Origin of the sequence: Ruminococcus sp. OM06-36AC (assembly GCF_003438725.1) — a bacterium.
GTDB lineage: Bacteria > Bacillota > Clostridia > Oscillospirales > Ruminococcaceae > Ruminococcus_C > Ruminococcus_C callidus.
The window spans coordinates 1,678-9,259 of the sequence record NZ_QSTT01000036.1; the positions used below are offsets into that span (position 1 = coordinate 1,678).

Genomic DNA, 7,582 nt, shown 5'->3' on the forward strand with positions numbered 1-7,582 from the left:
ACGAATTTTATTCTTATCGCCGCTGAATTCAAACAGCAGTGCAAACTGGGATACTTCCGCAGTATTGGTTTCCGTGAGAACGCCCTTTTCATCCAGCTTCTCACCGAGAATGTCTGTCGCAAACTCAAGCGGAACCAATGCGATTTCCAGATCGCCGGTGTAACCAGAGTTATTGTTGATCACATAGTACACCCCATCGTCAGCGTAAAAATTGGATGCTTCCCCTTCTGCATCGATGGACAGGGATACTGCACCGGGAATGCGAACTGGCTTTGCAAAAGTCGGTACACCTTCTTCATCATAAGAGGTGATTTTTGCATAGTGAACTTTGTTCAGACCGAATTTTACCTTGTTTTTCTCCATTGCCATATAGATCAAACCTCCATCTCATAGAGCACTTCATACAATTCTTCCGAATCAATGAATGTTTCTGTTTTTGTATAATAAATTTCATGCTGGGAAAGCACTGCCTCCACCTGTTCTTCCAGTTCCGGCTGCTTTTTGTCTGTGTACAATTCAATGTCCAGTTGTTTGCAACTGAAATATGCCAAATTATCTGCCGAAAACGTATTCTCTCTGGGAGATAAGAACAGCAGAAAAGGCGGTGCAGGGCTTTCGTCCTCGGCAAAATGATGGTAGGCGAAAGGCAGTCCCATTTCCTCCATCATTTCTGCGATTTGTTCGTAGGTCATGACAAAGCCCCCTCAATTAAATGCTCCAGCAACTGTACACCGTTTTCTTCCGCAGGAGCAATATGCGGACGAGCAGATACACGACCACCGCCACGCTTGGCATGACCCTTTTCCAGAAGATGTGCCAGTTGATATCTGTTTTTAGAATGTACTGTCATCTCCAAAGAGTGACTGTTTTCGCCAGTCTTTTTCGTAGCCCAGCTTTTTGCATATTTTCCGGTGTCCTTCGGAGCATTGGCGGAGATCTCGTTTTTCACTTGCGTGGCAGTTTTCCGGACAGCCTTTTTCATGGCAGTATCCGCAAGGTCTGCATATTCCTGCAAGCCCTGCATGATTTCCGCTGCAAGATTATCAATACTGGTCATTCTGTCCTGCCTTTCTGGCTTCTGCAGTAAGTTTCAGATAGTCCTTGTGCAGATAATCCGGTGTAACACTGGTGATGTTGTATGTAACATCCCGAAACAAGATTCGGTTGCCTGTTACAGACGGCATCCAGTGCTGACTTTGCCGAATGAGGAATTCCAGTGTTTGTGTTTCTTTGGTCACACCAGCGTCCGTATGCTCCGCAGAAGCTTTCAAAGTCACTTTTGCCCAGCAGGAAAAGGCTTCGTCCCACACAGCGGTGTGATTTCCGATTTCATCGGTAACGACACGATTCACCAGAAAGGTGATTCGCTGATTGAGTGTTCCAATTTCCATCAAATCACATCCTCTCGCTGTGCAAACAGCATAGCACGAAGTGTTAATGTCAGTTTGGAAAAGTCTGCGGTATTGCGGTTTTCATAGAGATAGGAAACCGTGTAGAGCATTGCTGTCCGTACCACATCTTCGTTTTCTGAAAAGCGTTCCTCGTCCATTCTTCCCACATCCATTACCAGCTGTTTTGCAGTTGAAATAAGGGAGAGAAGCAATGTATCATCATCTTCAAAATCAATCCGCAGATATTGCTTGACTTCCTGTAAAGTTACCACCCACTCCAACCCCTTTCTCTGATTACGCTTTCATGCCAAGTGTCTTTACGGCTTCGGTCAGAATCAGTCTGCCATCGACACGCTGAGATGCGAGGAATCCAACCTGACCATTCATTGCAAATACTTCATTCAGTCGCTTAAAGGAACGTCCCTGACGGTCGCCGATCCAGTAATAGCTGAAATCGCCGAAAGCAAGACACTTTGCACCTACCTTGATTTCCGGCACATAACTGGAAGTGTAGTACGGACGATTGAGAATGGTATCCGGAACGCCAGCTTGTACAGACGGATTCCAGATGTAATTGCCAGTGCTGTCCTTCAGCTTACGAAGTGCCTTTACTGTGGAATCGTTCAGTACCCATACAGCTTTCTTCCGATACGGGCTTCTCAGAGAATAGAACAGTTCCAGAACATCATCGAAAGTGATATTTGCAGTGCTGGTTGTTGCCCCGCTTTCTGCACCGCCCGTTGCAGCGAAGATACCGGTCGGCTTGCCCTTGCCGTCACCAATGAAGAATGCCTCTTCTTCCTTTGCACCGATTCTTCTTGCAAATTCCTTTGCAATGTAAGACGGCAGGTCAAAAGCAGCATCATTCAGCAGTTCCTCAGAGATCTTAATTGCCGTACCGACCTTGTACGCACCAAGGGAAGCCTGTCCAAAGGTATCGTCAGACAGCTTATATGCGTCTTCCTCATCCATCCAGGCAGCTTCGCCCTTAGAAGTAACGATGGGAATCTTTCGATCACCGGAGGAAGTTTTGATAACGGTTGCCAGCTGCCGGAAAATGTTTTCTTCGGTCAGGGCTTCTACCAGTTTTCGTTCAAATTCATCCGGCACAAGATAGCCACCCTCAGTATCTGTACCAACCTGCAGGTCGTTTCGGACATCGTAAAAATTGCGGTTGCGAATGCTGTTCCAGAAAGCAGTACGATATGCATCAGATGCAATCCCTGTTTTGGTATCGCCGTGAATGGAGGCGTTCGGCTTGTTCTGAATCGGCGTAGAAGTGGGCTTGTTCATCTCCGCTTCAATCTGAGCCTGTCGTTCCAGCCGCTGGATTTCCTTGCCGTATGCCACGATCTGCTGCTCCATGGCATCGTATGTCTTGCTGTCCTCTTCCGAAAGCAGACCGCTTTCATTTCGCTTGGAATCCAAAAAATCACGGGCAGTATCCCATGCCTTGCTTCTTTTTTCTCTCAGTTCCTGAATTGTCATAGTATCAGTCCTCCTATATTTTTAATATTTCAAAAGCTCCAGCCGCTTGTCCAATTGGTTGATCGGCGTGCCTTTGGATGCAGTTGCAGAAATCTTCTGCAGAAAAGAATCCAGCGTTTTGGATGGTGTGTACAGCATGGATGCTGTGCTTTCCCTCTTTTTCTCATCCGGCTCTTCTTCCGAAGATTCCTCTGTTTCTTCATCTGGTTCTTCTGGAACAAACGGATTCTTTTTAGAAAAGAGAATGCCGTCTACAAATCTCAGCTGCAATGCTTTTTCTGCATTCATCCACGTTTCTTCATCCATCAGCCTTGCGATCTTATTACGGCTGAGATGCGATTTTTCTGCATAGGCATTGATAATGGATTCCTTGACTTCATCCAGAAGTGCGATGGCTTTCTCCATATCTGCCTTGTTGCCCATGGCACAGGTCATCGGATTGTGGCACATCAGCATTCCGGTCGGTGAAATCAAGGTTTCTTCTCCAGCCATCGCCACCACAGAAGCCGCAGAAGCGGCAATGCCGTCAATCTTGACCGTAACCTTGCCCGGATGGTTTCGGAGCATGGTATAGATCTGACTGGCAGCAAACACATCGCCACCCGGCGAGTTGATAAAGACGGTCACATCACCGCTGTGTTTTTGCAGTTCCGAGCGGAACACGGCAGGGGTGATGTCATTTTCAAACCATGTACTCTCCGCAATCGCACCGTACAAATACATCTCCGATGCACCGGTTTCTTCGTTGCGTACCCAGTTCCAGAAACGATTATTCTTCATGGGTCGTTTCCTCCTTTTCATTTTTCTTTGCAAATGCACCTGCATCAGCAAGTTTGGTGAAGCTGCCATTTACGAGGTACAGATTGCCGCCCAGTTCTTCCGGCACCAGATTCATATCCTCCAGTTCCCGAATGTCATTGGTGGACATCCAGCCGTTCTGTCTTGCGGTAGCATAGCCCTGCATTCTGGAAGCATAGTCACCACGCAAAAGCCCCTCTACATTGAATTTGATGAAATACTTGCCTTTCTCTGAATCAGAAAGCAGATCTTTCATCATACCTTGCTCCCAGCGAACGATCCACGGGTCGAGACTGTATTTCACGAAATCCAATGATAGATGTTCCACGTTACTGAATGTGGCATGGTCAAGGTCACCGATCATATGAAGCGGCACTCGATACAGCCGGGCAATTTCCTCGACCTGAAACTTTCTGGTTTCCAGAAACTGTGCTTCATTGTTGGGGATGGAAATAGGCGTGTATTTCATGCCCTCTTCCAAAATTGCGGTATGATGCGAGTTGGAGCCACCATAGGCACGCTGCCAAGCATCCCGCACACGCTCTGGATTTTTGATGACTCCCGGATGTTCCAACACACCAGACGGACTGGCTCCGTTTGCGAAAAAGGTAGAACCATAGTCTTCACAGGCAAGAGAAATGCCGATTGCATTCTTTGCAAGAGCAATGGGAGAATATCCCACCAAGTAGAGTAGGGAAAAGTCGCCTTGCAATATTTCTATTGTAGGTTTACTTATCCCTCTCCCCAAACCGTGCTTACACCTCTCGATGTACACGGCTTTCCATTGTTATTTGGTATTAGAAACTCTTTTGCTGTGGATTTTTTTATGGCACTCCTCGCAAACAACTATTGTTTTTCGCCTTTTGGCAATCATCACCTGTTCCCAAAATTCTTTCCCTTTCAGGTCTTTTACTTTGTGGACATGATGAATATCATAGTGTTCCGCATCGGTGCATCCACATAATTCACAGACTTTCGCAGCTAACCTTTGTTCAAAGACGGTTTTGGTTCTTGTGTGTTTCATTGCTGTTGTATCAATGGCATCTATTGAAAAACTTGATTCTTTACATTCACTAAAATTAGCAAAATAGCAATAGCAGTCACCTTTTTTGTTTTTATAGGCGATACGCCACTTTCCTTTTCCGTCCTTATTTCTCCTTATGATTTTTGCAATTGTTGTCTTGTGCTTACAAGCAAGGGTTTTCAGGCAGCTATATTCCATCAGATACGCAAAATAGTTCAATTTTCCAAAATTGCTTGCCAATGAGTAATAGTTGCATATTCCCCTTAATTCTGCGTTGTAAGCTGTGACAATTTCAAGGTCACTGCATCTTGTAAGAGCCAGACGTGTCCAAGGCTTGATTTCTCCATTCTTACTTTGATTGATTACTTTCTTATCAAATAAGAATCTCATAATCTTATCATTCAGCGGAATAGCTAACTCTGCCGTTTGACTTAACGTTCGCTGTGTTGTATTTCCTGCTTTGCGAACGTCATTATTCCGTCGTACTCTCACATCATAGCCTAAAAATCTTGCATAGTTGCTGCTGTGTGTAATCAAGGTTTTTTCTTCTGAAAGTTCCATTTTGAGCTCATTACAAATAAATTCTGACAGTCTTTGCTTTATTGTCTGGCAGTCCTCTTTACTGCCGTTTATTCCGATAAGAAAATCATCAGCATATCGCACATATTTAATTTTTTTATCAATCTGTGCTTTATAGGGGATTTTCAGCAATCTTGAACGAATTGCTTTTTTCTGCTTTATCAGCAGTTCCCTTTCCTCGCCCTCCGCTTGTTCAATCAGCGGATTTAACTTTCTCATCTGGTGTCTGACTGCTTCATATTCTTTGCTTGCGTAATTCTTTCCCTTGCAGTTGAACTCATTTGCAAGTTCGGTCACAAACTTATCAAGCTCATGCAGATATATATTGGCAAATATCGGTGAAACAATTCCGCCCTGTGGAGTTCCGCTGTAGGTTGCGTTATACTTCCAATCTTCCATATATCCTGCTTTCAGAAACTTCCATATCAGTTTAATCAACCTTGCATCCTTGATTTTTCTGTTGATAATCTCAACCAATTTTACATGATTGATATTATCAAAGCAGCCTTTTATATCTCCCTCTACAAACCAACGTATGCCATTGAAACCTTTTGTTATAGATTTCAAAGCGGTGTGACAACTTCTGTTCGGTCTGAAACCGTGAGAACAGTCCAGAAAAACAGGCTCATAAACTGCTTGCAGAATCATTCTCAAAACTTCCTGTACAAGTTTATCGGTAAAGGTGGGTATGCCTAATGGACGCTTTTTCCCGTTTGCTTTATTCACATACGCACGTCTTGACGGACTCGGCTCATAGCTTTCGGTTTGCAGCATATTGATAATTTTCATTATCTTTTTTTCACCGAAACCGTCAGCCGTGTCATTGTCCACACCTCTTGTTGATGCTCCACTATTGGCATATAGATTTTTATAGGCTACATAGTAAATATCTGGACGAAGCATATATCTGTATAATTTTGTAAACACTTCATCCTTATTTTTTTGTGAGTTTCTGTTTACTCTTTCTAAAATTTCAATCGTTGGTGTCATTGAGGTATTCCTCCCTAACTTCTTTTCATTTTAGTACATAACAACTGCGTTCCTTCGCCATGCAAGAGCCATTAACTCTCTCGGACTACTACGAACGCTCCGTTGCCTTTACGGATATTCAGTGTCATCTTCCTTGCTTTTTACACTTAGAATTTATCACCTTTCGGCATTACACATAGCCATTTGGCGTTCCGTTTTAGGCAATCCCCAGTTAACATAATGAGTTGGTATGTGAATTGTCGGATATGCTTTCGTTTCTTTACCACAGGTTCTCCTGCGGGTTACATGAGTTTATTGACAACTAAATGAACGACGGCTTTATCCATTCATACTCATGTCAAAGGTGTCAGATACTTTCCCTTGTCGTGGATTAACCGAAACTTGAAACTTGCCTTAACCAAACACAGGTTTATCCTCATATTCACTTAATGTTGCAGTTCAGTCGTGATAAATTATCTTTAATCAACTTACCGCTTTCCTGTTATGCTATACTCCCGGTCGATTTTCATCTTCCGATAAAACAGGTTATTTCATACGTTGTCTTGCATGGTAGTACCATCTTTCTACTTCTCACTATGCCCTATCTGGGCGCACGCCGTCATACCCAAGTCCGGGAATATGCAGCACATCTTCTGCCTGCAGGACAATATCGCCCTGCTGTTTCAGGTTTGGATTGGCTTCATCGTAGCGGCTGTAGATATAGACCAGACGGTTTCGCTGGTCACGGTCTACTCTGACCTTATCCGGCATCAGCGGATACAATCCCAAAACATCACCTCTGCCGTTTCGGATGATCTGTGCATAGGCATTACCGTAAATCAGTAAGTGGGACATTAAGGTCTCCCTGAAAACAAATGATGTCATTTCTGGATTTGGCTGATCGTGGAGCAAAAAATAGAGCGGGTGCTGCGGCACTCGCTCTTTTCCATTTTCGGTATATTGGTAAACGTGTAATGGCAGCTGGGCAATGGCCTCGGACAGAACCCTCACGCAGGCATAAACCACTGTGTGCTGCATGGCAGTGCGGTCATTAACTCGCTTACCACTGTTCGTTCGTCCGAAGAAATAGCTGTAGCTGGGGCTGTCATAGCTGTTGGTCGGCTTATCTCTGGACTTAAAAAGTCCGGTGAAAATTCCCATGAAATCACGCTCCTTTCTTGACTTTTCGTACATGGGTGTGGTATAATACGCTTAACAATATGTAGGGCATCAGCCTTACAAATCGGAATTTAACGCACATCTAAAAAACGAGAATTCATAGAAACGTAGCCATAAAATGGTGATGAAAGGACGTATAACTTATGAGTAAAAA

At 44.2% G+C, this 7,582-nt stretch carries 9 protein-coding genes and 1 pseudogene; all 10 read right to left on the reverse strand.

The genetic code is table 11. The annotated features are described in order from the left end of the window. A partial coding sequence (locus DXB92_RS14215) for a major tail protein (RefSeq protein ID WP_347512275.1) occupies positions 1-369 on the reverse strand: 369 nt, incomplete at its 3' end. A gap of 5 nt (positions 370-374) precedes the next feature. Next, positions 375-692: a hypothetical protein gene (locus tag DXB92_RS12515; RefSeq protein ID WP_117734136.1), complete on the reverse strand. Its 318-nt coding sequence runs from the start codon at positions 690-692 to the stop codon at positions 375-377. Further along, on the reverse strand, positions 689-1,057 hold the full coding sequence (locus tag DXB92_RS12520; protein WP_117734137.1) for an HK97 gp10 family phage protein: 369 nt from the start codon (positions 1,055-1,057) through the stop codon (positions 689-691). Before DXB92_RS12520 ends, DXB92_RS12515 begins: the two co-directional genes overlap by 4 nt. Next, positions 1,044-1,391 carry a phage head closure protein gene (locus DXB92_RS12525; protein WP_117734138.1) on the reverse strand — a complete coding sequence of 116 codons (348 nt, stop codon included), beginning with the start codon at positions 1,389-1,391 and terminating at the stop codon, positions 1,044-1,046. Before DXB92_RS12525 ends, DXB92_RS12520 begins: the two co-directional genes overlap by 14 nt. Further along, positions 1,391-1,663 (reverse strand): head-tail connector protein, encoded by a 273-nt coding sequence (locus DXB92_RS12530; protein WP_040648114.1) that lies wholly within the window; start codon positions 1,661-1,663, stop codon positions 1,391-1,393. Before DXB92_RS12530 ends, DXB92_RS12525 begins: the two co-directional genes overlap by 1 nt. Before the next feature lie 22 nt (positions 1,664-1,685). Beyond that, the gene (locus tag DXB92_RS12535; RefSeq protein WP_117734139.1) at positions 1,686-2,879 is read right to left on the reverse strand and encodes a phage major capsid protein; all 1,194 of its coding nucleotides are present in this window, start codon (positions 2,877-2,879) and stop codon (positions 1,686-1,688) included. A gap of 21 nt (positions 2,880-2,900) precedes the next feature. Then, complete coding sequence (locus DXB92_RS12540; protein WP_242986696.1) at positions 2,901-3,659, reverse strand: head maturation protease, ClpP-related; 759 nt, start codon at positions 3,657-3,659, stop codon at positions 2,901-2,903. Beyond that, positions 3,649-4,413, reverse strand: a complete 765-nt coding sequence (locus tag DXB92_RS12545; protein ID WP_341473050.1) for a phage portal protein — start codon at positions 4,411-4,413, stop codon at positions 3,649-3,651. Before DXB92_RS12545 ends, DXB92_RS12540 begins: the two co-directional genes overlap by 11 nt. Positions 4,414-4,464: 51 nt before the next feature. Further along, entirely contained in the window at positions 4,465-6,270 is a 1,806-nt protein-coding gene (locus DXB92_RS12550; protein WP_117734142.1) for a reverse transcriptase domain-containing protein, read from the reverse strand. Positions 6,271-6,861: 591 nt separating this feature from the next. Continuing rightward, positions 6,862-7,410: pseudogene (locus tag DXB92_RS12555) on the reverse strand (phage portal protein); the annotation flags it as partial. Positions 7,411-7,582 lie beyond the last annotated feature (172 nt).

What these genes read in the sequence shown, in the direction of transcription:
- DXB92_RS12515 (WP_117734136.1), bottom strand. Translation starts at nt 692, where the DNA reads ATGACCTACGAACAAATCGCAGAAATGATGGAGGAAATGGGACTGCCT.
- DXB92_RS12520 (WP_117734137.1), bottom strand. Translation starts at nt 1,057, where the DNA reads ATGACCAGTATTGATAATCTTGCAGCGGAAATCATGCAGGGCTTGCAG.
- DXB92_RS12525 (WP_117734138.1), bottom strand. Translation starts at nt 1,391, where the DNA reads ATGGAAATTGGAACACTCAATCAGCGAATCACCTTTCTGGTGAATCGT.
- DXB92_RS12535 (WP_117734139.1), bottom strand. Translation starts at nt 2,879, where the DNA reads ATGACAATTCAGGAACTGAGAGAAAAAAGAAGCAAGGCATGGGATACT.
- DXB92_RS12540 (WP_242986696.1), bottom strand. Translation starts at nt 3,659, where the DNA reads ATGAAGAATAATCGTTTCTGGAACTGGGTACGCAACGAAGAAACCGGT.
- DXB92_RS12550 (WP_117734142.1), bottom strand. Translation starts at nt 6,270, where the DNA reads ATGACACCAACGATTGAAATTTTAGAAAGAGTAAACAGAAACTCACAA.